The organism is Tolypothrix bouteillei VB521301, assembly GCF_000760695.4.
GTDB lineage: Bacteria > Cyanobacteriota > Cyanobacteriia > Cyanobacteriales > Nostocaceae > Scytonema > Scytonema bouteillei_A.
The window spans coordinates 4863656-4887649 of sequence record NZ_JHEG04000001.1; the positions used below are offsets into that span (position 1 = coordinate 4863656).

Here is a 23994-nt window from a genome sequence, read left to right on the forward strand (position 1 = left end):
CCCTAACCCCTAACCCCTAACATCGCTATGACATTACTATTGGCAGGAGATATCGGCGGTACGAAAACCATTTTGAGGTTGGTTGAGGTATCAGAGCAACTGCTTTTACACAATGTTTATGAGGAACGACACCGCAGTGGCGATTTTCCCGATTTAGTACCGATGGTGCAGCAGTTTCTGAAAAACTCAGGTGCATCGCTACCACAAAAAGCTTGTTTTGCGATCGCAGGTCCGGTTGTGAACAATACAGCCAAGCTAACCAATTTAGCCTGGTTTCTGGAGAGCAAACGATTGCAAGAAGAATTGGGTATTGCCCAAGTGAACCTAATCAATGACTTTGCGGCTGTTGGCTATGGTGTGTTGGGTTTAAGCGCACAAGATATCCTAACGTTACAACCGGGGAAACCCAACGTGGATGCCCCTATTGCAATTATTGGTGCTGGTACTGGATTGGGACAAGGATTTTTAATTAAGCAGGGTTCTAGCTATCAAATTTTTTCTTCAGAGGGGGGTCATGCGGACTTTGCTCCCCGTACTGAGTTAGAGTTTCAACTGTTAAAATATTTATTGGATAAACATGATATCCAGCGTGTTTCTGTAGAACGCGTTGTGTCTGGATTGGGCATTGTAGCCATTTATCAATTTTTACGCGATCGCAAAACCATTGCTGAATCACCGGAAATTGCCCAAATTGTTAGAGCTTGGGAACAAGAGGCGGGTAAGCCGGAGAAAAGTGTCGATCCGGGTGCTGCTATAGGTAAAGCAGCACTCGAAAAAACCGATAGACTTTCAGAACAAACAATAGAGTTATTTGTAGGGGCGTATGGAGCAGAAGCAGGGAATTTAGCCCTAAAACTTCTACCTTACGGTGGTTTATATATTGCAGGTGGCATTGCCCCCAAAATACTGCCCCTGTTACAAGAAGACAAGTTCATATTAAACTTCACTCAGAAAGGTAGAATGCGTAGTTTACTGGAAGACATTCCCGTGCATGTCATTCTTAATCAAGAAGTGGGATTAATAGGTGCTGCTATTGCTGCAACTAGGTTATAACTGCTAGCAGCATTGTTTAAAGTAAAAACTATGACAAACAGAAGTTTGCTGTCACTCTTGACAGCCACTTTTCTATTTACTGCATCTGCTGCGGTTGAAGCTAGCTCAGCCAAACGCCCGCTTTCTCAAACTAAACCACTGGCTGCTCAACCAGTTAAGTCACAATGGAAAGTCTTTACGCCCCCAGATGGACGCTTTACAGTCTTAATGCCCGGTCTGCCAAGAATTGAGTCTCAAACTCAAAAAACTCACATGGGCGAGATTCAACTGCAAGTCTTTGTGGCTCAACCTCCCAACCAAGAAGTGGCTTATCTTGTTGCTTATAATGATTTCCCCGATAACTACGGTCAAATGGCATCAGCCCAAGAAGTTTTGGATGACGCCCAGCAAATGGCTCTAAAAACAACTCAAAGCAATTTACTCGGTCAGAAGGATATTCGCAGTTCAAACGGTCATCCCGGTAGAGAAATCGAGTACGTTAATTCTGGAGGAAAAATTACAAAGAATCGGATGTATTTTGCTGAAGGTCGTTTGTATCAGGTTATGGTAATCACTACTAAAAAGCAGCAAAAAACAATCGGTGGTTCCATTACAGGTTATTTAAACTCTTTTCAAGTAGTCTTGAAGAAGTAATATGGCTAATGGCTGATGGCTAATGGCTGATGGCTAATGGCTAATGGCTGATGGCTAATGGCTAATAGTCAAATTAGCCCTCCCTTGTATCTCAAGAGCGGAGACGCTAAGCGCAAAGCGCACGCTCCGCGATGCCGCAGGCTATGCCCGTAAGGGCTATACGCATCGCGAAGCTATGCCCGCAACGGCTTACGCCCTCCCTTGTTCGCCAGTTGCCAGGGCGTGGGAAACCCTCCTGCAGCACTGGTCTGACCATTAGCCATTAGCTATTAGCCATTAGCAACTATTTCAGTAGTTTCACAATTTCCATCTGCAAAATAAGTATATAAAATGATTAAGTGTCCAGCATCCGCGAGGGTGGTTTGCAGCTGGAAACGGACGCTGAATAAAAACTTAGATTGTATTATTACTAGTACAGTTCGGCTTAATGAAAATGACTATAACAGAAGTTAGTACTCCTGTAGGGAGCTACGCACCAGATTTTGAACTACCAGGAATTGATGGTCAGGTACACCATCTTAGCAAATATCTGGAAAAGTTCCGTGCAGTCGGCGTCATTTCAATGTCTAACCACTGTCCTTATGTTGAGTTGTATGTAGAAAGATTGAAAAACATTCAAGCTGAATTTGGCTCTCAAGGTTTTACACTCATCGGCATGAATGGTAGCGATCTCACAATAGAACCATCAGAAACCTTTGACCAAATGCGGTCTTTTGCCAAAGCCAAGGGTTTGAACTTTCCCTACTTGTGGGACCCAACTCAAGAGGTAACTCGTAGTTTTGGGACTAGTACAACACCAATGGCGTTTCTTATAAATGCTGAGGGTGTCGTTCGCTACAAAGGACAAATAGACGATAATCCCCAAAATCTAGAATTAGTGGAGCAGCAATACCTCAAGCAAGCGATCGCCTGTTTGTTAAGAGGACAGGAAATTCTTTTGACGGAAACAGAACCTGTCGGTACACCATTAGGAATAGGTTACTAGAGACAGAGTGCCACTGTATTGTTATCTTAAATTGGAGGCAATTTCAATTTTGGACAAAACGTAACTTCATGGGAACACATTACCGACGGGTTTTACTTAAACTAAGTGGTGAAGCCCTCATGGGCAATCTGGGCTATGGAATCGATCCGGAAGTGGTAAAAGAAATAGCTGAAGAAGTAGCAGAGGTAGCAGCAACTGGCGTTCAAGTCGCGATCGTCGTTGGAGGCGGAAATATTTTTCGTGGAGTCAAAGCGGCGTCGGCGGGAATGGACAGAGCCACCGGTGACTATATCGGGATGATTGCCACGGTAATGAATGCTATGACGTTGCAGGACTCACTCGAACGCATTGGAATTCAAACACGGGTACAAACTGCAATTTCCATGCAGGAAGTTGCAGAACCATACATTCGCCGTCGCGCCATCCGCCATCTAGAAAAGGGGCGAGTGGTTATTTTTGGCGCGGGTTCGGGTAATCCCTTTTTCACCACCGATACTACAGCAGCACTCAGAGCAGCAGAAATTGAAGCTGACGTAATTTTCAAAGCGACCAAAGTCGATGGTATTTACGACGCAGATCCTCACGTATACCCCAATGCTAAACGGTATAATACTCTGACATATGGATATGTTTTAACAAAAGATTTGCGGGTAATGGACACGACTGCGATAGCCTTGTGTAAAGAGAATAATATCCCTATTCTTGTATTTGACTTAACTGTGCGGGGAAATATCCGCAGAGCAGTTATGGGAGAATCCATAGGCACGCTTGTGGGAGGTTCATGTGAAATTAGCTGAAGCTGAGAGTACGATGCAAAAAACCGTAGAGGCGACTCAACGGAATTTTAATACCATTCGCACTGGTCGCGCCAATGCGAGTATATTGGACAAGGTAACGGTGGATTACTACGGTTCGCCAACTGCCTTAAAATCACTGGCAAACATCAGCACGCCAGATTCTTCAACCATCTTAATTCAGCCTTACGAGCGGAATATCTTAAACTCTATAGAAAAGGCAATTTCCATGTCGGATGTGGGTTTAACCCCCAGTAACGACGGTGCCTTAATTAGGCTCAATATTCCACCATTGACTAGCGATCGCCGTAAAGAACTCGTGAAAATTGCGGCTAAGTATGCTGAAGAAGGACGCGTTGGTATTCGTAATATCCGCCGCGATGCCTTGGATACAATTCGCAAAATGGAAAAAGCTGCGGAAATCTCTGAGGATGAAGCACGGGATCAGCAAGATAAGCTGCAAAAGCTGACGGATAAATACACAGCCAGAATCAATGAGTTGCTGGCAGAAAAAGAAAAAGACATTACAACTGTCTAAAAATAGACCATCTTGGGTGCATCAACTACGGGGATTGAGGACTGGGAACTGGAGACTGGTAGGAAAAGGTGTAAGATCTCCGTGTATTCCTTTGGCAAAGCCTCTTTACGTTTTCAGGCTCTATGCTCCCCAATCCCCAATTGCCCCCAACCCCAGAGGGCTCACTTTCCCCAATCCCTAACCCCTAACCCCTATGTACGACTGTATTATCGTTGGCTCAGGACCTGCAGGTGGATGCGCTGCATATCATTTAGCGAAGCGCGGGCGTTCGGTGTTGGTTTTGGAGAAAGAGTCTCTACCAAGATACAAACCCTGTGGAGGTGGTGTTTCACCTGCAATTGCCCAATGGTTTGACTTTGACTTTAGTCCGGCAATTTCTATCAAAGCAGACACAATCCGCTGTACCTGGAATATGGAGGAAGCGGTAGAAGCAGAGATTGGAACTCCCGAACCTGTTTGGATGGTAAGACGGGATATATTCGACCATTTTTTGATTCAGCAAGCGCAAAAGCAAGGGGCTGAACTCCGAGATAATACTGAAGTAACAGGTATTGAATTTCAAAGCAATTGTTGGCAAGTGAATACTGCTAGCGGTTCGGTGACGGGTCGTTACTTAATTGCAGCCGATGGTGCGAAAGGACCCATGGCGAGATGGCTTGGGTTCAAAGAACGCAAACGTCTTCTAGCAGGAGCCTTGGAAGCCGAAGCCAAAGCAGATGTAAAGAATGGTAACATTGCTCACTTCGAGTTTGGTATGGTGAAAAATGGTTACCTCTGGAACTTCCCAAAAGCAGATGGTTACTCTATTGGGATTGGCACCTTTGTTGGTAGGGGGGGTGCTCAAGATTTCAAAAGCATTTTAAGCGAGTACGGTCAGAAATTTGATGTAGACATTAAAACCTGTCAGCAGTACGGTCATGCTTTGTGTTTGTGGAATGGCAATCAGAAGTTGCACGCCGACAACGCAGTTTTAGCAGGAGAAGCAGCTTGTGTTGTCGATCCGTTCACAGCTGAAGGTATTCGACCCTCTATTTTTAGCGGTTTAAAAGCAGCAGAAGCTATTGATAAAGCAGTTGGTGGTGACATCAACGCATTGGAAGAGTACACAAATACCATGTACGAACAATGGGGTAGTGATATGGCTTGGGCGCAGAAGTTGGCTGGGCTATTTTATCGCTTCGCTGGTATTGGCTATAAAGTCGGTGTTAAGCGCCCTTCATCTGTCCAAATTATGGGCAAAATCTTGTGTGGTGAAATGCGTTACGCTGATGTTGCTCATCGTGCTATCAAGCGTTTAACAACTGGACTGGTTGGTTAATTGACAAATGACCAAAGTTAATGTGATAGGTATCGGTCTGGATGGCATTGCTGGATTGAGTGAAACACTCAAGGAAATTATTGAACGTGCGACGCTGCTAGTAGGTAGCGATCGCCATTTGAGTTATTTCCCCAACCACCAAAGCCAGCGTTTGCCCCTCAGAAACTTTACTGAAGACATTAGTAAAATTCGTGACTACTTAAACCAAGGTCGTGATGGTGTTGTTGTTATAGTTTCCGGAGATCCCCTCTTCTTCGGTTTGGGACGCTTGCTTTTAGCAGAACTGCCAAAAGATGTACTGACATTTCATCCCCATCTCAGTTCGGTACAGCTAGCCTTTAATCGGGTGAAAGCAAGCTGGCATGATGCACGCTTTATTAGCGCACACGGGCGTTCTGTAGAGGAATTGATTCAGACCTTGCAGCAAGGAGTGGAGAAAATAGCTGTACTTACAGATGGGACAAATACTCCAAATGCGATCGCAAAATTGATACAATCTCTGAATCTACCCAGCCAATATGAGTTGTGGGTTTGTGAAAATTTAGGCGGGGATTTGGAGCGTGTTGAGTCTTTCTCTATAGAAACATTGTGTAGAGATGGTGCAAGTTCTACATTTGCACCTTTGAATGTTGTGGTCTTACTGCGTCAAGATAAAGAAAAACCCCTAAATTTATCAGCCTTACCCTATTTTGGTTTACCAGATGAATGCTTTCTTAGCTTTAGCGATCGCCCTGGTTTGATGACAAAGCGAGAAGTGCGGACGCTAGTATTAGCTGAACTCGCCTTGCGTCCCGGACAAACCATTTGGGATATTGGTGCGGGAACTGGTTCTGTTTCCATTGAAATTGCCCGCCTGTTCCCAACTTCTACTGTTTACGCCATTGAAAAAACGGCTGCGGGTAGTGCGTTAATTGCTCAAAATTGCCGTCGCTTTCAAGTAGAGAATGTCATTTCCATTCACGGCAATGCACCGGAGATTTTGTATACTCTTGGAGAAAAGAGTAGTACTCCCTCTGCGACACAAAACGCAGATCGTATTTTCATCGGTGGGAGTGGAGGCAATTTAACTGAAATCCTTAATGTTTGCGCGACTCAACTCACTCCTCAAGGCGTCATAGTTCTCTCTCTAGCCACCTTGGAACATCTCAACACTGCTTTATTGTGGTTTCAGTCTCATTCTTGGCACTACCAGTTATTGCAAGTGCAGCTTTCCCGTTCTGTCCCAATTGGACAGTTAACACGTTTCGCACCACTCAATCCCGTAACAATTATCACAGCATTTAACAGTGACCCGTCATCAGTATTCAGCAATCATGAGTTGGTTGCTGAATACTGATGACGGGTCAATGAAATAGAGGATGGGCGAAGAGGTAGTATAGCTGCTCTCTGCCCTCTAAAAGAACCAACCGTATGAGTGTAAACCTTTACCTAAAAGATTAACCCCCAAGTAACAAATCCAGACAACAACAAAGCCGCTAGCTGCTAAAATTGCAGGGCGACGACCTTGCCAACCGCGAGTGATGCGGGAGTGGAGGTAAGCAGCAAAGACCAACCAAGTGATGAGCGCCCAAGTTTCTTTGGGGTCCCAACTCCAGTAAGAACCCCATGCTTCATTTGCCCAAACTCCACCAGCAATAATACCAATGGTTAGCAAGGGAAAGCCCAATCCAATAACGCGATAGCTAATGTTATCAAGGGTTTCAGCAAGACTAAGGCGTTGGGGTGAAAGGGTTTCGGCTGTTGCTATGGTTGATGACTGAGGAACGGTGACCAAGTCTAAGACTACAGTTTTCCCGTTGCCATTGCTCTCTACACGAGTGGCTCCATTATTGTCACCAGTTAATGCTTGTGCTTGAGAGACTGCTTCACCCACTTTGTGCAATCGGTAACCGTTGCTGCGATAACCGCCAGTTCCTACAGAACTACCCTGTAGTTGAATGTCTTGACCGCGAGTGACTAACAGAAAAGCGATCGCCAGTAGCGAACCCACCATCAAAGCTGAATAACTCAACATCATAACGCTCACGTGCATCATCAGCCAATTGGACTTAAGTGCAGGAACTAAGGGTGCTGAGGATTGCATTTCTGATGGCAGTGTCAAAGCTGCAAAAGCTGTAATGCCCATCGCTACCGGTGCAGTTACAACCCCAACCAATTGACTGCGGCTTGTATTTTCTGCAATCAGATGGACGGCGGTAATTCCCCACACCAGGAAAAACAGGGATTCATACAAATTACTTAGGGGAAAATATCCTGCTTCCAACCATCTTGCTCCTAAAAGGGTCGCAATGCATAAGTTAGTAACAGCCATTCCGGTTGTTCCCAAAGTAGGAAGGGCGGGAATGTTTGGAAATGCTGCCCCAAACCAATACACTAGCATTGTGATAAATAAGACAGCGAAAGAGGCATTGTCCAGCCAATTCTGGAGTGCAACCAGATCCATAATTTAAGTTATCTCCAGTTAAGTATGTATTTTATTTTCTTAGATCGTAGTGCAACTTTTAAGCTAACCAGTGACCGCTAACCACCAACCAATGAAAGTTCTTCTCCCTCATTGTCCGGGTGTTGCTCTTTCTGTGGGAGTTGGAAGCGGATCTGATTTTTCTACTTTTTTTAGTGTCAAAAAAACGTCATAGCGAATACTGCGGTTATCGCTAACAGCTGATGTCACACCCATAGAACTTGTTGCGTCTATCCAACTTTGTTTGAAAGGTACAAAGGATGCTAAAGGAAAATTTTTAGCTGTTCGTTCCACATCTATGAAAAATTGCCCATTTGTGGGGTTGGGTTCTTTAGGTACGGTTTTTTGGAACATTGTCGTGCTACTAAGGGGGTAATTTGGTTTGGGCATTATTCTTTCACTGACAGGAGTGCCCAAAGCTAAAAAAGCAACGTTTCCATCTAACCAGCCGTGCGTGGCTGTTGGGGTTCCATAGGGTCCCAACCAGTTAACAACGGGTCTATTTGCTACCGTTGTGTACTTAATTTGAAACTGGTATTGAGTTTTCATCACATCATCGAGCTGTTTGAGAGCAAGTTCAGCACGATTGCGATCGCTGGCTTCTACCATAAAAACAAAAGCCGCTCTAAAGTCTTCTGATAAGCCTTCTTTAGTAATATTGGGAACAATTGAGAGAGAAAATTCTCCTCCCATCCAACTGAGAAGATCTCGCTCTAAATCAAGATTCGTGAGAGATTTCACACCGTCTCGCAATTGTTCTGGTGTCATTGGCGAGCGCGGATTTCCTTGAGAAGTTAAAGCATAATCCGACCACAATTGCTTTAAATTCCCTCCCGAAAGCATCAACAAAGTTTCTGCAGGGAGGCGGTTTTGCATTTTGCCTCCATTATTGTCTGTTGCCAAAACTCTTTGAGAGTTGGGATTCAACCAGGAAATCCCCTTTATCCTGACTCCTTCCGATTCCAATGAAAGGCTTCCCGCCAAACCTTGGTTGTTTTGGAGTTGGGACAGAACGGGTGCGGGTAAAGCGCGATCGCCAGATGCAGCTATTTTGGCAGAGAAAGGCACATTGACATAAAACTCAGCAAAGGGTTGGTAATGGGCAATCTTTGGATAGTTTTCTGCAAAACCAGGAGAATCAGCCAAAGATGTTTTCCTTTTGTAGGCATTAATTGCCTTTTCTGTTGCTTTTGAATCGTCAGTAATAACTAAAAAATTCTCATCCACTACAGCTACTGAAAATTTTTCCCCTGCTTGTCCTTCCGTTTCTTTGATAGCAATATTCTCGTAAGAACGGTCAATCCATTTACCGCCTTTGGGCGCTTTGGGTTGTGACAGGATGGTTTTAGCCGCTTCTTTATTTTTAATAGGCAAAACCATCACAAGAGACTGTTCGTTGCCAATAACACTTGCGTTAGTTGTTACTGGTTTAGACGTGGCTCTGCTCATCTCAGGAGCTAGAACTGCAACTGCAATTTGGTCACCTACCCAAGGACGGATATCTTTCTGAAAATCGTAGCCGTTACTTGTCAGAAAGCGTTCCTGAAGCTGCTGTATATTGGTATCTAGTTCTACTTGCGTTTCTTTCGTTCCAAACTCTCGTAACTTTTTCCATTGCCTGGAGTCGGTGGTAAAAGAAACTGCAAACAGAGCATCTTGAGGAATAATATTTGCTCCGGGTAGCAAATCTCTAGAGAATGGTTTGCCTTGAGTCAACAGCCAATAGGCAGCTGCACCCCCAACAATCAGCAATCCTGCTGATGAGAGAGTTAACACTAAGGATGGTTTCTTATCTTTTTTCATTAACACAGAAACAACAGGCAGTGTCACTGAAACCTACAGATCTTACTTGCGTGCATGATAACACTTTGTAAGCTCGGCCTCAGTTAGCCTAGTCGTTTTGCCTTATTTAGACTTTCCCATTATTGGAACGCAATTCCATTGGTCCCAAATATTTTGTTAAATAAGGTGAAAAAACCTCATAAATTAGGGTAAGAGGCTGTCCGTGATGCCAAAACAAGTAATGACGACCCCAAAAGGGACCTGACTCATCAAAACCCGATTCTAGTGCTGTAGAGTCACCATAATAAATTCCCTGTACATCCCGATACAACTCCGTGCGGAGACGTGCCAAACTCGCCCAAATGGGTAGCGCACGATTTTGCAAATACTCGTCTACGTGAGACGCTTCCCACCAAGAAGTTGCATAGGCCAATCGCTGACCGGAAGCGGTACGCAACCAAACCTGTCGTCGCAGTCGCGGTCCCGGAACAGCTTTGATTAGGTCAGGTGCATTATCCAAATCCGCCCCAACCAATGACATATCAATCACGTCCACTTCTGTGCGTTCACCTGTTAGCAATTGTAAGTGTCGTGTTGGAGACCCGTCACCTAACAAAAGGAGTTGCCAAGCTGGTGAGAGTTGAGTGTGAGGCAAACCCTGTTGAATGACTTCCTCTCCACCCTGCCAAATTGGGGTAAGACGATACCACCCCAAGGGCAATGTTAAATTGTTTGTCGGCGTAAAAGTCGCTGTCAAGGTTCTTTACAAAACTTCACTTATATATATAATCGCATAAAAAGTTGAGATTGGGGAAGGTAGGGGTTCCTTTGGGAACGAGCAATGGGTAGTGCTGCTCATTAGTGTCAAAGTTTTCCCCAAGGGAAAGCCTTCTTGTAACTTCTCTATCAAAACGGACTTCTTGAAAAAAGAAATATATTAATTTCTAGTTAAATTTCTTAATCTTGTTTATTCTACTCTATACAGCCATTCATCGATCGCTAGCTGTTGGTAGCTAATGAATGCGGATGGCGAGACTCGAACTCGCAAGGGAAGCCCACACGCCCCTCAAACGTGCGCGTATACCAATTCCGCCACATCCGCAAGGTTCATCGTAATGAGTATAGCACAAACATTAATGAATTGGGATGAGATGCCACTCAAAATCAAAAAATTTTTGTTGGGGAATGAACTAATTTTAATGTTATGAGTGTAAGTGCCATAAGGCGCACAATACTCTTACACTTATAAACACTATACTGGGAGGCTGAAAACGCACTCTACAGTAACTTATAGAGGCAAAAAGCCAAATTCTTACCCTGACTTGGGAATGTAATTTGGTCTTATCCTGTGGTCATAGTGAGATGAGGCTCTGCGTAATTTCAACTTTGACGGCAGATTATGTCAATCTACCGAACTTATATCACTGCTAGAAGATGAAGTTTGACAAAATATTAATTGCCAATCGGGGAGAAATCGCTCTTCGCATTCTCCGCGCTTGTGAGGAAATGGGGATTGCGACGGTTGCGGTACACTCCACCGTTGACCGAAATGCTCTGCACGTTCAATTAGCTGATGAAGCGGTTTGCATTGGAGAAGCGGCTAGCAGTAAAAGTTATCTGAATATTCCCAATATTATTGCTGCTGCTTTGACACGTAATGCGAGTGCTATTCATCCCGGTTATGGTTTTTTGGCAGAAAATGCTCGATTTGCAGAAATTTGTGCCGATCATCACATTGCTTTCATCGGACCTTCTCCGGAAGCAATCCGGTTAATGGGTGATAAATCCACGGCAAAAGACACCATGCAAAGAGCTGGAGTCCCCACAGTACCGGGTAGTGACGGTCTGCTAGACTCGGAAGAAGAAGGATTGGCGATCGCCCAAAAAATTGGCTACCCCATCATGATTAAAGCCACAGCAGGTGGCGGTGGTAGGGGGATGCGTTTGGTGCGTTCTGAGAGTGAATTTATCAAATCTTTTCAAGCAGCGCAAGGCGAAGCCGGAGCTGCATTTGGTAATTCCGGAGTTTATTTAGAAAAATTTATTGAGCGTCCCCGCCATATTGAATTTCAAGTATTAGCTGATAACTACGGTAATGTCATTCATTTGGGCGAACGCGATTGCTCAATCCAGCGTCGCAATCAGAAACTTTTAGAAGAAGCACCCAGCCCCGCGCTAGATTCAGAGTTACGCTCAAAAATGGGACAAGCGGCTGTGAGAGCGTGTCAATTTATTAATTACAGTGGCGCGGGAACTATCGAGTTTCTCTTAGATACGTCGGGTCAGTTTTACTTTATGGAAATGAACACTCGGATTCAAGTTGAACATCCCGTGACAGAGATGATTACGGGTATAGACTTAGTAGCCGAACAGATCCGTATTGCTCAAGGAGAACGGCTGACACTCCAGCAAGACCAAGTTGTCTTGAGAGGTCATGCGATCGAGTGTCGTATCAACGCCGAAGATCCAGAACACGATTTTCGCCCCTCAGCCGGACGTATCAGCGGGTACTTACCCCCAGGAGGTCCCGGAGTCCGAATTGACTCCCACGTCTATACCGATTATCAAATTCCCCCGTACTACGACTCCCTCATTGGTAAGTTAGTGGTTTGGGGTCCGGACCGTTCCACTGCTATCAAGCGCATGAAGCGTGCATTACGAGAATGCGCTATCACGGGATTGCCCACCACTATCGGTTTCCATCAAAAAATTATGGAATACCCACAGTTTTTACAGGGTAATGTCTATACCAATTTTGTACAGGAAATGAAAGGGCTTGGATAGTGGTTGGTGGTTAGTAGTTAGTGGAACAACTAACCACTAACCACTAACTCCGAGCCAGCATGGTTAGCAGTCCCTGCTGACCTAACAAAATTTCTCGCAGAAAGCTACAAATTCCCACCCAAATGATTGGGGTGATGTCTACTCCACCCAAAGGCGGTACTATCTTTCGCAACGGAGCTAAAAAAGGTTCGGTAGGCCAAGCGACTGCGTTGAAAGGAAAACGATTCAGTTCTGCTTGAGGATACCAAGTCAGAACAATGCGAATAATGAACAAAAACATCATCAGCCCCAATACCGGACCGAGAATCCAAACAGCAAGGGTAGCACCAGACATGATATTAGCTTGACTCTTCCATCAGAATATAGAGCGAAAATGAGAGCAAAAGCGATAAGATTTTAAGCTTTGTAAAGCACTCTCTATAATTCTAATTCTTTTACCTGAGTTTTCTCCACCTAAAACAACATGGGAGCGCGGGAGCCTCGTTAATTTATTACGAGGAGGAAGCGCCCTAACTCCTTACGGAGACGCTTCGCGTTGCGAAGCTATGCCCGCAGGGCTATACGGGTTCAGCAGTCGTCAGGGCGCGGGAAACCCGCGAAGCTCGCCGGAAGAGTACTCTTCCCGGCAGACTTCGCGCCTGCAACGCTGCTATCACGACCAAATGCAGTTTTAACTGCCGTCAGAGAGAGTTTGCGCCCACTCCTCTATAACCTCGCTAGCGCTAGTATTTCTTGTTTTTGCGAGGGCCTGAATTTTCATCCATGCACTAGGAGTCAAAAGAATCGTTCTCTTAGTCTTGAGCTCATCATGTAGGACAGGTATATTTCTTAACCTTTTTTTGCCTTTTTCTGTTGTCATAGTTAGAACCGACGTGTATACTAAATACAAGCTAAAAAGTATCGGGAGCTGATAACAAGTGCAAGTTAGGTGGAACTTTAAGTTCAAACCAAATCAGTCTCAAAAAATACAAATGTCTCAATGGTTAGTTACATTGAGGAAGCACCGTAACTTTGCACTTCGGCAACGCGAAATTGGCTATAGTACCAACAATCAAAATGCTGAGACTCCTGTTATTTATGCTATTGGTAGTTGGTGCGATATTGAAACGAGAGTTGAATATGGTTCGTGCTGTCCATTAACTTGCCCGGTTCTCAAACACGGCGTTATACCAGAAAATTTAGACCTAGCCTTGAAGACAGCCAATGGTGTTGTTAAGTGGGACAACGCTTCTGGTATTCAAATGAAAGTGACTACGCGGCTACGTCATGAGCGTGAAAGCTTCGCAAATATTAACTCTGACGTTTTGCAACGGAATATTGCTAAACTTGACAGTGCTTTCAATAATTTTTGGAAGAATGGGCGCAGTTTCCCTCGCTACCTTCGCGTTTTAGATTGCTTTGAATATAAGCCAGAGCAAGTTAAATTAATCTCCGTTAAGAAAAGTTATGGTATTGTCTACTTACCTTGTGTTGGTCATGTAAAATTTCACAACAGCAGAGATTTTTCAGTTATCAAGAAAATTAGAACTTGCACTGTCAAACGCTCTGGAGGTTATTGGTTTATCTCAATGTTGGTTGATATACCGGGTGAATTACCAAAAGTTAAATCACTCGATGAAGTCAAGTCAGTGGTTGGGGTGGATGTGGGTGTAAACGTGCTTGTTGCACTCTCTAATGGCAGTTTTGTTGAGAATATACGACCCGCAACAAACGATAGAACTAAGAGACGGTTAACTATCAGACAACGTGCCATTAATCGCAAAAAAAATGGTTCTAATAACAAAAAGAAGATAGCTGAAAAACTTGCCAGGACGACTCACAAGATAGCCTTAAAGCGAGATGGTTATAACTGGCAAGCCGCAAGTCAGGTTGTCAAAACTGCCGATGCCATTGGTCGCGAAAACCTCAACATTAAGGGAATGGTCAAACGTGCTAAACCCAAACACGATGGTAAAGGTGGTTATAAGAAGAACGGACGCTCTCGGAAATCAGGTCTTAACAAAGCCATCCTTGATTGTGCCTGGGGAGATTTGTTTAACAAGATTGCGTGGTTAGCTGCTAAGTCTGGTAAGCCAGTTGTTGCTGTTAACCCAAAGAATAGTAGCAGAGAATGTCCAAAATGCGGTCACATTGATAAAGCAAACAGAGAAGGGCAGAAGTTTATTTGTACTAATTGTCAGTACACCGAGCACGCAGACACCAAAGCGTCTCGGACAATTGCTCAACGAGTGGGATTGGTCTTTCCCAAAAACGTCAAAACGACCCTACCTGCGGACTGCGGGAAAGTTATGCCTGTGAAGATGAGCCAGTGCTCGGCTAGGGTTTCCCAACTTGAAGCAACTGGCGTATCGCTGCCAATGGGCGGGGAGTCTAGGAACCATGCCTGCGGGGTGATAGGTACTCAGTTAACTCTATTTGATTTAGCTGGGTATACTAAACCCGACAACCGGAAATCTAAGAGATACGGCAGAAACTCTTAGAGAATCCGCGTCACTTTAGTGCGCGGAGTGTCAATTGTTGCTTCCTTGTAATAGAGCGAATACTCGACCTCAGTCACATCTAGGTAGCTTCTCAAGAATCTGCTACAGTATTAAAATTGAAGTAGCTTATGTAAAAAAAGGTTGAAATCTATGACACCCTCTTTATCAAATTTTCTTTGGAGTCTATTCTGGGGTACTGCTATTGTCGTTATCCCCGTAATAGTAGGATTAGTTTTTGTTAGCCAAAAAGATAAAATCGAGCGTTCATAAAAGATTTCAACAAGCGTGAAACACTCGCTCGTTCAAGTGAGAAAATGGTTTCGGAGGCGCAGGTAACTGCGTCTCTTCTTTCAAGATGCCCCAATTACAGCAAAACTGACAGTGGAAAATTTTTTGGAATCAGTTAATTTCGCTTGGACATAGCAATAATATAGAGTAACCAGTTACAGTAGAGTTTTAAGTTTTAAGTCGTTAACATAGATTTGTTATTAGGTACAACAGCAATGCTAATGTTCGGGCTGAACTCAGCCAGTGTTCTGGCTCAGGTAAATTTTGGGGCGAACTCAGCCAGTGTTCTGGGAATCTTCCTGGCTGTGGCTGGAGCGGCGCTCTATTTTCTTCGCTCAGTACGCCCAGAGCTTTCCCGCGACCAAGATATATTTTTTGCGGCTGTAGGTTTGCTGTGCGGTTTTATTCTTATATTCCAAGGATGGCGTCTCGACCCAATTCTACAATTTGGTCAGTTGCTTTTGGCGGGCTCGACGATTTTCTTTGCCGTTGAAAGTATTCGCTTGCGGGGGATCGCCACACAACAAGCCAAACGCAACACTCCAATTGTGGATGATGAACGAGAGGTGAGCGATCGCCCTTCATATACTAGAAGACCAAAATACAAGGCAGAAATGGAAGCCGATCTCGATCCCCTGCCTTACTATGAAGAGGACGAAGCGCCACCAAGAAGAATTCCAGGTAGCAGGGATTCTCGCTCATCTCGGGATGATTACTACGATGATGAAGCTCCACGCCGGATAGAACGTCGCAGTAGTAGCGAAAGATCGAATACGGACAAACCTCGCCGTCGGAGTAACTCTCGTCCAATACGTACACCGGAAAGGTTTGATGATAACGATTGGGAGACTTCATCTAAACCAGCAGTAGATGATTGGGATAACTCTTCGAGTGAAGAAAAAAGACCTTCCCGGCGCAGTACCAACGGACCCGTTCGACCAACAGCGACAGAAGACGATGTTCCACCCAGACCCAGAAGGCGTCGTCCCCCCAGTGATTCAACTTACCGAGTTGAACGCCAAGACGATGACGCGATCGCCACGGATTACGTAGATTACAAACCTCTCGATCGTCCGCTCGACCGTCCAAATCGCTCAAGCGACGAACAAGATAATTCAGTAAATTTTGATGATGATGTTTAAATAGATCTGGGGAAAAGTTGCAAACACAAGCAACAGAAAAAAGTTAAGGTGAAAAAAATTACACCTAGATTTCGGCTCCAAAGACAACTTCGTTGGAGTCTTTGTTTAACATTAGCAGGTATGCTTGTATCCTGCAGTTACAACGATCTTCCTACAGGACCAACTTCTCTCAACAGTCGCTCTACCGAACAGCAACCAGCGTTGAGTGGAAATGGTCGTCTTTTGGCTTTGGTATCCAATCGCAATGGCAGTCATCAAGTGCTGTTGTATGATTTGCAACAACAGCAGTTTGTGAGTACACCGGGCTTAAATCGACCTGAAACTATTGTAGAAAGCCCCAGTCTCAGTTACACGGGGCGTTATATAACTTACATGACCAGTGACCAAGGAAGACCGGTTGTAGCGCTCTACGATCGCGTAACGCAACAGTCGCAAATCCTCACACCTATCTATCGCGGTTGGGTGAGAAATCCCAGTATCAGCCCCGATGGGCGCTATGTTGTCTTTGAATCTGCTAGTCGCGGTCAATGGGATATTGAAGTCCTAGACCGAGGTCCAGATATTGAGTTAGATATTGACAATGGAGCGACTGTAACGGGGATTGGGGAGTAGGGGAATAAGGGGAGACAAGGGAGAATGACCTTTTGACAGATGACAAATAACAAATGACAAATGACCAAACCCTTTATTATATTTGCTGTTGTAAGTTTGTTGGGTGGTTGTGTTGGCTACCCTCGTTTGTTGAATTATCCTGTCGATCCCGGAGGGCGCAGTCTTAACAGCTTGGGATCGGAGTTAAATCCCCAAGTTTCCAAACGGTATGTTGTTTTTACAACGGATCGTAGGGGTAGCCAAGATGTGTATATGTTTGACAGACTAACGAATAATTTGGTTGATTTGCCTGGTTTAAATTCTTTTGATACGATCGCATCCCATCCCTCTGTAGCTGAAAATGGTCGCTATATTGTTTTGTGTGCTAACCGTCAGGGACGGTCGGGAATTTTTCTCTACGATCGAGAAACGCGTCAATTACGCAATTTAACTGCTAACTTGCAAGCAGAAGTTCGCAATCCAACTATTAGTGCTGATGGAAGTCGGATTGCCTTTGAGTCTAGCGTCAATGGTCAATGGGATATTTTAGTTTATAACCGTTCCGGACAACCTTTAAATATACCTCAAGAACCTCGATAAATTGGGAATGGGGGATTGGGGACAAGGGAGAGGGGGTAGATAAGGGAGAGGGGGTAGACAAGAAGATTCTACCTTATCTCCCTTGTCCCTAGTCTGCACTCTCCACTTTCTGTACTGCTTCAATGAGAGACCTCACTTGCTCGGTACCTTCTGAAGGTTCAAATGTTAGTGGGAATTTTCTTCGCACGAGCATTCGCAAACCGAGAGGAGCAATACTTAACAATCCTTTTAAATCTTTTAGGTAATTGCCAACAACTTGTAAACCAAACTGACGTTCATCGAGCCAACCGCCTTCTTTGACTAATTCCACTAATACTTTACGGTGACGAATGGAACGACTGTCAGTTGCTTGTTTGCGATCGAGAACTTCTTGTTTGATTTTAGTAATTTGATCTAATGGTGCAACACCCATTGGACAAACAGAATTGCAGTAAAGACAGCGAGTGCAACCCCAAACTCCTTTAGTTCCTTCGTTATATTCTTCTAATCGAGTTTCGGTTTTGCTATCGCGAGAGTCTGCTACCATGCGGTATGCTTTGGCAAGAGCATGGGGACCAACAAAATCTGAATTCACTTCACGAGCGTTACATTCCGAGTAACACGCTCCACACATGATGCAATTTCCCGTTTCATCAAGACGCGATCGCTCTAGTGGTGTTTGTAAGAACTCTCGTTCTGGTACGCTTCGTCCTGCTGTACTCACATAAGGAGTTACTGCTTCTAAGTTATCCCAAAAACTGGTCATATCAACCACTAAATCTTTGATAACAGGCATATTACCTAGTGGTGCTATTGTGATTTCTGGGATAACATTTGTAGGGCTTGCTGGTGTTTGAGCGCTTTGCGTGTGAGAAATTTCGCTGCCTACATTTTCCTTACAAGCCAAAGCCGAGCGCCCATTTATTCTTACAGCACAACTTCCACAAATTGTATTGCGGCAATTTTTGCGAAATGCTAAAGTTCCATCTTGCTCCCACTTAATACGATTCAGACAATCGAGGATGGTGTTTCCCGGTTCTACATCCAAAACGTAAGTTTTTACCACAGGTGAGGAATTTTGTTGCTGTCGTATGACCTTAAAAAGAACTTCCATTACCACTATTAATAAAGAACTTCTACCTAGCTTATGAAATTCTTCTCACTCAATGGCTCTACTTCCACAAGCGAGTTCCACCTTGGTGTCCATCATTCATAGCTAGCTGTTAATAGACTGACGATTGTAGAGACAAGAAATTTCCGATCTCTACAATAATAAGGATAACCGCGAAAATTTGAATTGTAACTTACCCAAATAGGCTAGCACCTATTGGGTCATAGGGAGGGGGTAAGGGGACAATAGGGATGTTGAGGATAATGACTTATGCTATCCCCTAACTAAAAATATCTGTTGCAAAATACCTCTATCGGTTATAACTGTATCTTCATGTAAACACAAGTGAGAGGCGTTAACCTAAAAAAACGTACTTTGCAATGGCACACAAGCACTTTTTTGGTTATATAGAATTGTTAAACGGCATTATATGAACATTGTGACCTCTTAATCAAGAAAGTCTTGGTTTTCACTCACTGCACAAAAGTGTATGTCTAAATTCAATGAATTTTTATAAAACTCGTACAGGAATACTCATCCCAAGGGTAGGGATTAAGATAAAAGTTTGTACGGCAAGTTTAATTCAAAATTAAACAACTATTTTGCTATTATTAAACCATGCTAGTATTTAATATGAAATTACAAAGCAACAAAACCAGTATCAATCGCCATAGATGTGCGGCTGTTACTGCTTTGTTTCTTAGTAATATTGTAGAGAGCAGAAATTTCTTGTCTCTACAGGCAGGATAAAAGGGTGTACATCTGCACAACCTCCCAAAAGCTACTTATGCTGTCAAAAGCTTGAGAGTACGAATGGGGAAAACCTTTCGTCTCAAAGCCAAAAAAGCAAAGCTAGAAAAGTGGAAAGACCACTTTTTATTGGGTTCATGACTTATTAGGGGTCAAAGTCAGTGGCAATAAAGTTGGAAGAAATTCCCCACCACGTTTTGCCTCCCCAATTTGTAAAGGTGGTCGAAAGTGACGCCGCTACAGCAGTGCCAAAAGAAAGATTGATTTCATTTCTGATGGCAAATGATGGCTACAAGTGCCGTAAAACTACCAAAATAAATGCCTGTGACAACTGCTACATGATAAGTGTTGCGGATAACCATAATAAAGGTTCTTAGGCTACCCGTGTAAAGGTTTTGAGTAGCGCTGTGCAGATGTAAAAAAGCCAAATACTGGCAAAAAGACAAATTTTATCAATTCGGCGAGAGTGAGGATCTTTGAAGCATAATGACTGAAACTGCAACCGCACCATTAACCGGTAAAGCACTGCTTGCAAAGGTTAAAGAACTATCCAATTTACCACGGCGAGAAAGAGCCAAGCAGTGCGGTTACTACACAGTTACCAAAAATAACCAAGTCCGTGTCAATCTTACTGATTTTTATGATGCTTTGCTGTCAGCTAGGGGTATTCCCTTAAGCCCAGAAGCACCAAAAGATGGTCGCGGACGCGAACCGACATACAGAGTCAGCGTACACCAAAACGGTCAGATTGTTATTGGTGCAACTTACACCAAAGCAATGGGCTTAAAGTCAGGTGATGAATTTGAAATTAAGTTAGGATACAAGCATATTCACTTAATTCAAATTGACGCTGATAAGAAGTTGCTCTCATCAGATGATTCAGATTTAGATGAAGAGGACATCGAAGACGAAGAGGATTTTGATGAGGATGAAGATGAGGACGAAGAGGAAGATTAAATTTTTTTATAGTAAAGGCAAGTTTAGAGCAAAAGCTTGATGGCTTGTCTCAATATAGAAAAAATTGAAATTCTCCGAAAAAGTTAAAAAACTTCGTACAAAATAAAACGATGGGACTGTTGCAGTTTTAAGAAATTTTGATAAAAGCTTGGTTAAGAATAGACAAAAGCTCAAGAAGGGTAAAGTTGAAACGGGAAAAGTAAAGATAAAGTATGATACAAAAGTATGAAATACTTTATGTTTCACCTGACAATTCACACCCTAGCATTGAAAAATTTGTGTTCTGCTGAGCGAGAGATCTGATATGCAACAAGTCTGTCGTATTTTTTTGCGCGATCTCATAGCATTATTAGAGCCATCAGCCAACTTATTGCTGCCATCATTACAAGATGCACCAGCGTTAGTTGTAATGATGGCTTTTTTTCTGGCGTGGATTATCTGTTGGTTACCATTAGCGGTAATCTCAGCGATCGCTATTAAATGGAAACCCTTTCAACCTCTACAGCCACAACAAAAGTTACCCCTACTGATTCCTCTCTACCTCCTAGCTCCCTTCATGCTTTGGGGTACGAGTTTGTTGACAAAAACCTCTTTTTCTGAATATGGTTTGTCTGGAAGTCTTTCTACTTTTTATTCTTTAGCTTTGGGTTTCGCCGTGGGAGCACTGGGTATAACAGTGGTATTTTCTTGTCAAATACGGTTGGGATGGTTGGCTTTTCAACAAACAAACCTCAAGCAAGTGCGCCCCATTTTACTACCTATATTGTTAGTTGCCTTATTAGTAGGAGGTGTGGAGGAGTTAATTTTTCGCGGTTTTCTCGTGACTGAATTGGGTAAGGATAGCTCTATTTGGATAGCAGCGCTCGCCGGAAGCTTAATTTTTGCCTTGCTACATCTTGTTTGGGAGCAGCAAGACACCATACCGCAATTACCCGGACTTTGGTTAATGGGAATGGTATTGGTATTAGCACGGCTTGCAGATAGGGGTAGCATAGGCTTGGCTTGGGGTCTGCATGCGGGATGGGTTTGGGCGATCGCATGTTTGGATACAGCCCAACTTATCAATCCCACGGGTTCTGTATCTAAGTGGGTGACGGGTAAAAATCAAAAACCTTTAGCTGGAGTGGCGGGTGTTCTTTGTTTGCTCCTGACAGGAGGGATTCTCTGGTTGATGTTGAGATATTGAAACAAAGACAAAGCTGCGAACAGACTACTCCCTTGTTTGAGGAGGATTACGGAATGGAGGTATTTGGTTCTGTAGTTCTTAACAGACAAATAAAACCGAGGTTAACTGGCAAACGGGTAAAAGCCTGAAAGACAGTGCAACTTCATATTACTTTTAATTTATTAACTTTAAACTTCTTATACTCATCTTGACCGTGCTGCTTAAAAAAAGCGTGCGGTCTTATAAATTATTTTTTCTAAATCATTGAAGAGACTTGTATTGTATAAAGATTTTATAAAAGCAGTACTAAACTATACGAGATACTACCAAGCTAGTGCTACCATTTCTCGTGTATCTGCTCGATGCGGACAAAAAACTAAACTATTAAAAATCCTCAAAATTACGCTCTATTTATACATAATTTCCTTATAGCATCGCAAAACTTTACGGATAAAAACTAAACTTCACGTAGTTTAAAAATAGACCGTTGTGTAGATTAACAACTATGTACTGAGTAGTATTGTAGAAGGGGAATACCGTGCTAGCACCGTTACCTACTGCAGTTTCTAAAGTGCATAAATGAATTAAACTAACACCAATTCACAGTAAGGGTGATGCCGTAATGAATCTAGCGGATTGTTAATTTTTTGTAGTCCACACAGAATTGACTCAATAAATAATGCACATTCTGATTTACTCCTACAACTACTATCCAGAACCGATTGGAATAGCTCCATTGATGACCGAACTGGCTGAGGGGCTTGTCAAGCAAGGTCATCAAGTTAGGGTGATTACGGGTATGCCAAATTACCCCCAGAGAGAAATTTATCCGGCGTATCGTGGAAAGTGGTACGTAACAGAACAGAAAAATGGTGTTACTATTCAGCGCTCGTACCTGCGTATTAAATCCAAACCGAATTTGCTGGATAGACTTTTACTGGAATTGAGTTTTGTGTTTACAAGCATACCGCAAGCATTAAACGGCTGGCGACCGGATATCATTCTTTTGACAGTACCTCCGTTATTGGTATCATTACCAGCCAGCCTCTTAGGTTGGCTGTACAACTGTCCGGTAGTACTGAACGTACAAGATATTCTTCCAGAGGCGGCTGTACGCGTTGGACTATTGAAAAACAAATTGATGATTCGAGCCTTGGAAGCTTTAGAGAAGTTTGCATACAGACGCGCTCATACCATTAGCGTCATTGCTCATGGTTTTTTAGAAAATTTAGTCAGTAAGGGAGTCCCCATCCAAAAAATAGTTTGTATCCCCAACTGGGTGAATGTCAATTTCATCCGTCCTTTACCAAAAGAGAAGAACTATTTTCGGGCTGAACATCAGCTTGAAGGAAAATTTGTGGTGATGTACTCGGGCAATATAGCACTGACACAAGGTTTAGAAACAGTCATAGAAGCAGCAATTTCGTTGCGCCACAATCCAGAAATTGTCTTTGCGATCGCAGGTGAATCCAAAGCCCTCCACTGGTTGCAAAAATACTGTTTGGCATCTCAAGTCACTAATGTTTTGCTTGTACCGTTACAACCTCGAGAAAAACTGCCAGAAATGTTAGCTGCTGCTGATGTTGGGTTAGTCGTGCAAAAGAGCAATGTCATTTCTTTCAATATGCCTTCTAAAATTCCACTCCTGTTAGCTTCCGGTCGCCCGATATTAGCTAGCGTTCCTTCGACAGGTACAGCGGCGCGATCGGTAATTGAAAGTGGTGGAGGTATCGTGGTAACTCCAGAATCACCAGATGCTTTAGCCAAAGCAGTACTATACCTATATAACAATCCTAAAGTTGCAACTCAACTTGGCAATAAAGGCAGACACTTTGCGATTGAGCGTTATTCTTTTGAGCAAGCTTTAAGAAATTATGAAGCTCTATTTTCTAGAGCGATCGAAAGCGAAGAACAGAATTTAACGATCTTACCAGCAGTGAAGGCCGATGAATCTGCCAATCCAGATTTCCTAGAGCGACGTGACAGAAACATCGGAATCCCCCATTAAACACTGTCAAGAGTACACCCTTATTGCGGATTTAAAATGATTTGCTTTTGATACTCTTGCTCGGTCATAATATCTAGGGTGCTTTCGAGCCTGTCTAGAAAGACAATACCATCAAGGTGATCGGACTCGTGTTGAAAAATTCGAGCCACAAAATCTGTAAGTTCTTGCTTTTGAAGTTTGCCATTTCTATCCATATACTCAACTTCAATTGCTTGATATCTGGGAACGAAACCTCGAATTCCCGGAACACACAAACAACCTTCCCAACCTTTCACGACTTCAGCCGAATGTGCAATGATTTTGGGATTTATCATAGCAGTTGGTTCCATGTCTGGAGCATTTGGGTATCTGGGATTGGGACGAGATGCAACAATAAACAAACGTAAGGATTCTGCAACTTGGGGTGCAGCAATTCCTACACCATTAGCTTTCTTCACTGTTGCGATTAAACCGTCTATCAGCTTTTGAATGCGCTCATCATGAATATTTTCAATTGCGGAAGCTTTCTGACGTAGAATGCGATCGCCTAGTTGAACGATTGGAAGTGTTTCTATTTCAGACATAGGAAATAGGAG

23 protein-coding genes and 1 tRNA gene are annotated in these 23994 nt (G+C 43.5%); 17 read left to right on the forward strand and 7 right to left on the reverse strand.

Annotated features, from left to right (window positions below):
- The first annotated feature begins 27 nt into the window (after nucleotides 1-27).
- The 7 genes from HC643_RS19540 to HC643_RS19570 all read left to right on the forward strand — a co-directional run bounded on the left by HC643_RS19540 (nucleotide 28) and on the right by HC643_RS19570 (nucleotide 6657).
- Nucleotides 28-1053 carry a glucokinase gene (locus HC643_RS19540; protein ID WP_038075101.1) on the forward strand — a complete coding sequence of 342 codons (1026 nt, stop codon included), beginning with the start codon at nucleotides 28-30 and terminating at the stop codon, nucleotides 1051-1053.
- Between the two features lie 30 nt (nucleotides 1054-1083).
- On the forward strand, nucleotides 1084-1686 hold the full coding sequence (locus HC643_RS19545; RefSeq protein WP_038075103.1) for a hypothetical protein: 603 nt from the start codon (nucleotides 1084-1086) through the stop codon (nucleotides 1684-1686).
- Between the two features lie 433 nt (nucleotides 1687-2119).
- The gene (locus HC643_RS19550; protein WP_038075129.1) at nucleotides 2120-2671 is read left to right on the forward strand and encodes a thioredoxin family protein; all 552 of its coding nucleotides are present in this window, start codon (nucleotides 2120-2122) and stop codon (nucleotides 2669-2671) included.
- A 68-nt stretch (nucleotides 2672-2739) separates the two neighbouring features.
- Nucleotides 2740-3468, forward strand: coding sequence for a UMP kinase (gene pyrH, locus HC643_RS19555; protein WP_038075106.1), 729 nt, complete (start codon nucleotides 2740-2742; stop codon nucleotides 3466-3468).
- Nucleotides 3455-4003: a ribosome recycling factor gene (gene frr, locus HC643_RS19560; protein ID WP_038075108.1), complete on the forward strand. Its 549-nt coding sequence runs from the start codon at nucleotides 3455-3457 to the stop codon at nucleotides 4001-4003. The genes pyrH and frr overlap by 14 nt, the downstream gene beginning before the upstream one ends.
- A gap of 193 nt (nucleotides 4004-4196) precedes the next feature.
- Nucleotides 4197-5321: a geranylgeranyl reductase family protein gene (locus tag HC643_RS19565; RefSeq protein WP_038075111.1), complete on the forward strand. Its 1125-nt coding sequence runs from the start codon at nucleotides 4197-4199 to the stop codon at nucleotides 5319-5321.
- A gap of 7 nt (nucleotides 5322-5328) precedes the next feature.
- Nucleotides 5329-6657 carry a bifunctional cobalt-precorrin-7 (C(5))-methyltransferase/cobalt-precorrin-6B (C(15))-methyltransferase gene (locus HC643_RS19570; protein ID WP_050045968.1) on the forward strand — a complete coding sequence of 443 codons (1329 nt, stop codon included), beginning with the start codon at nucleotides 5329-5331 and terminating at the stop codon, nucleotides 6655-6657.
- Between the two features lie 57 nt (nucleotides 6658-6714).
- Here HC643_RS19570 and ccsB read toward each other — a convergent pair whose 3' ends face one another.
- From ccsB to HC643_RS19590, 4 genes are all read right to left on the reverse strand, one after another.
- Complete coding sequence (ccsB, locus tag HC643_RS19575; RefSeq protein ID WP_050045969.1) at nucleotides 6715-7764, reverse strand: c-type cytochrome biogenesis protein CcsB; 1050 nt, start codon at nucleotides 7762-7764, stop codon at nucleotides 6715-6717.
- Between the two features lie 108 nt (nucleotides 7765-7872).
- Nucleotides 7873-9612, reverse strand: a complete 1740-nt coding sequence (locus HC643_RS19580) for a DUF3352 domain-containing protein (RefSeq protein WP_050045970.1) — start codon at nucleotides 9610-9612, stop codon at nucleotides 7873-7875.
- Nucleotides 9613-9691: 79 nt separating this feature from the next.
- On the reverse strand, nucleotides 9692-10321 hold the full coding sequence (locus HC643_RS19585) for a chorismate lyase (protein WP_038084055.1): 630 nt from the start codon (nucleotides 10319-10321) through the stop codon (nucleotides 9692-9694).
- Between the two features lie 264 nt (nucleotides 10322-10585).
- A tRNA-Leu gene (locus HC643_RS19590) sits at nucleotides 10586-10666 on the reverse strand.
- Nucleotides 10667-10998: 332 nt separating this feature from the next.
- On the opposite strand from HC643_RS19590, the gene accC reads away from it, so the two are divergent.
- Nucleotides 10999-12348 carry an acetyl-CoA carboxylase biotin carboxylase subunit gene (gene accC / locus HC643_RS19595; protein WP_038084058.1) on the forward strand — a complete coding sequence of 450 codons (1350 nt, stop codon included), beginning with the start codon at nucleotides 10999-11001 and terminating at the stop codon, nucleotides 12346-12348.
- A gap of 43 nt (nucleotides 12349-12391) precedes the next feature.
- On the opposite strand, the gene HC643_RS19600 is transcribed toward accC, so the two are convergent.
- Entirely contained in the window at nucleotides 12392-12682 is a 291-nt protein-coding gene (locus HC643_RS19600) for a YggT family protein (protein WP_038084060.1), read from the reverse strand.
- A gap of 583 nt (nucleotides 12683-13265) precedes the next feature.
- On the opposite strand from HC643_RS19600, the gene HC643_RS19605 reads away from it, so the two are divergent.
- From HC643_RS19605 to HC643_RS19625, 5 genes are all read left to right on the forward strand, one after another.
- On the forward strand, nucleotides 13266-14828 hold the full coding sequence (locus HC643_RS19605) for an RNA-guided endonuclease InsQ/TnpB family protein (protein WP_038084065.1): 1563 nt from the start codon (nucleotides 13266-13268) through the stop codon (nucleotides 14826-14828).
- Between the two features lie 150 nt (nucleotides 14829-14978).
- Nucleotides 14979-15098, forward strand: coding sequence for a photosystem II reaction center X protein (gene psbX / locus HC643_RS19610; RefSeq protein ID WP_072040763.1), 120 nt, complete (start codon nucleotides 14979-14981; stop codon nucleotides 15096-15098).
- Nucleotides 15099-15331: 233 nt separating this feature from the next.
- Nucleotides 15332-16258 carry a Ycf66 family protein gene (locus HC643_RS19615; RefSeq protein ID WP_038084067.1) on the forward strand — a complete coding sequence of 309 codons (927 nt, stop codon included), beginning with the start codon at nucleotides 15332-15334 and terminating at the stop codon, nucleotides 16256-16258.
- A 48-nt stretch (nucleotides 16259-16306) separates the two neighbouring features.
- Nucleotides 16307-16870: a TolB family protein gene (locus HC643_RS19620; protein WP_038084069.1), complete on the forward strand. Its 564-nt coding sequence runs from the start codon at nucleotides 16307-16309 to the stop codon at nucleotides 16868-16870.
- Between the two features lie 60 nt (nucleotides 16871-16930).
- Nucleotides 16931-17449 (forward strand): TolB family protein, encoded by a 519-nt coding sequence (locus tag HC643_RS19625; RefSeq protein WP_050045971.1) that lies wholly within the window; start codon nucleotides 16931-16933, stop codon nucleotides 17447-17449.
- Nucleotides 17450-17537: 88 nt separating this feature from the next.
- On the opposite strand, the gene HC643_RS19630 is transcribed toward HC643_RS19625, so the two are convergent.
- On the reverse strand, nucleotides 17538-18542 hold the full coding sequence (locus tag HC643_RS19630; RefSeq protein ID WP_202048635.1) for a succinate dehydrogenase/fumarate reductase iron-sulfur subunit: 1005 nt from the start codon (nucleotides 18540-18542) through the stop codon (nucleotides 17538-17540).
- A 908-nt stretch (nucleotides 18543-19450) separates the two neighbouring features.
- On the opposite strand from HC643_RS19630, the gene HC643_RS19635 reads away from it, so the two are divergent.
- The 4 genes from HC643_RS19635 (at nucleotide 19451) to HC643_RS19650 (ending at nucleotide 23419) form a co-directional block, all read left to right on the forward strand.
- Entirely contained in the window at nucleotides 19451-19666 is a 216-nt protein-coding gene (locus HC643_RS19635) for a hypothetical protein (protein ID WP_050045972.1), read from the forward strand.
- Nucleotides 19667-19775: 109 nt separating this feature from the next.
- A complete protein-coding gene (locus HC643_RS19640) occupies nucleotides 19776-20246 on the forward strand; it encodes an AbrB family transcriptional regulator (RefSeq protein WP_038084075.1) in 471 nt (156 codons plus the stop codon).
- Between the two features lie 304 nt (nucleotides 20247-20550).
- Nucleotides 20551-21432: a CPBP family intramembrane glutamic endopeptidase gene (locus HC643_RS19645; RefSeq protein ID WP_038084077.1), complete on the forward strand. Its 882-nt coding sequence runs from the start codon at nucleotides 20551-20553 to the stop codon at nucleotides 21430-21432.
- Between the two features lie 658 nt (nucleotides 21433-22090).
- Nucleotides 22091-23419, forward strand: a complete 1329-nt coding sequence (locus HC643_RS19650) for a glycosyltransferase family 4 protein (RefSeq protein ID WP_038084079.1) — start codon at nucleotides 22091-22093, stop codon at nucleotides 23417-23419.
- Nucleotides 23420-23439: 20 nt separating this feature from the next.
- Here HC643_RS19650 and def read toward each other — a convergent pair whose 3' ends face one another.
- Nucleotides 23440-23982 carry a peptide deformylase gene (def, locus tag HC643_RS19655; RefSeq protein WP_038084081.1) on the reverse strand — a complete coding sequence of 181 codons (543 nt, stop codon included), beginning with the start codon at nucleotides 23980-23982 and terminating at the stop codon, nucleotides 23440-23442.
- Nucleotides 23983-23994 lie beyond the last annotated feature (12 nt).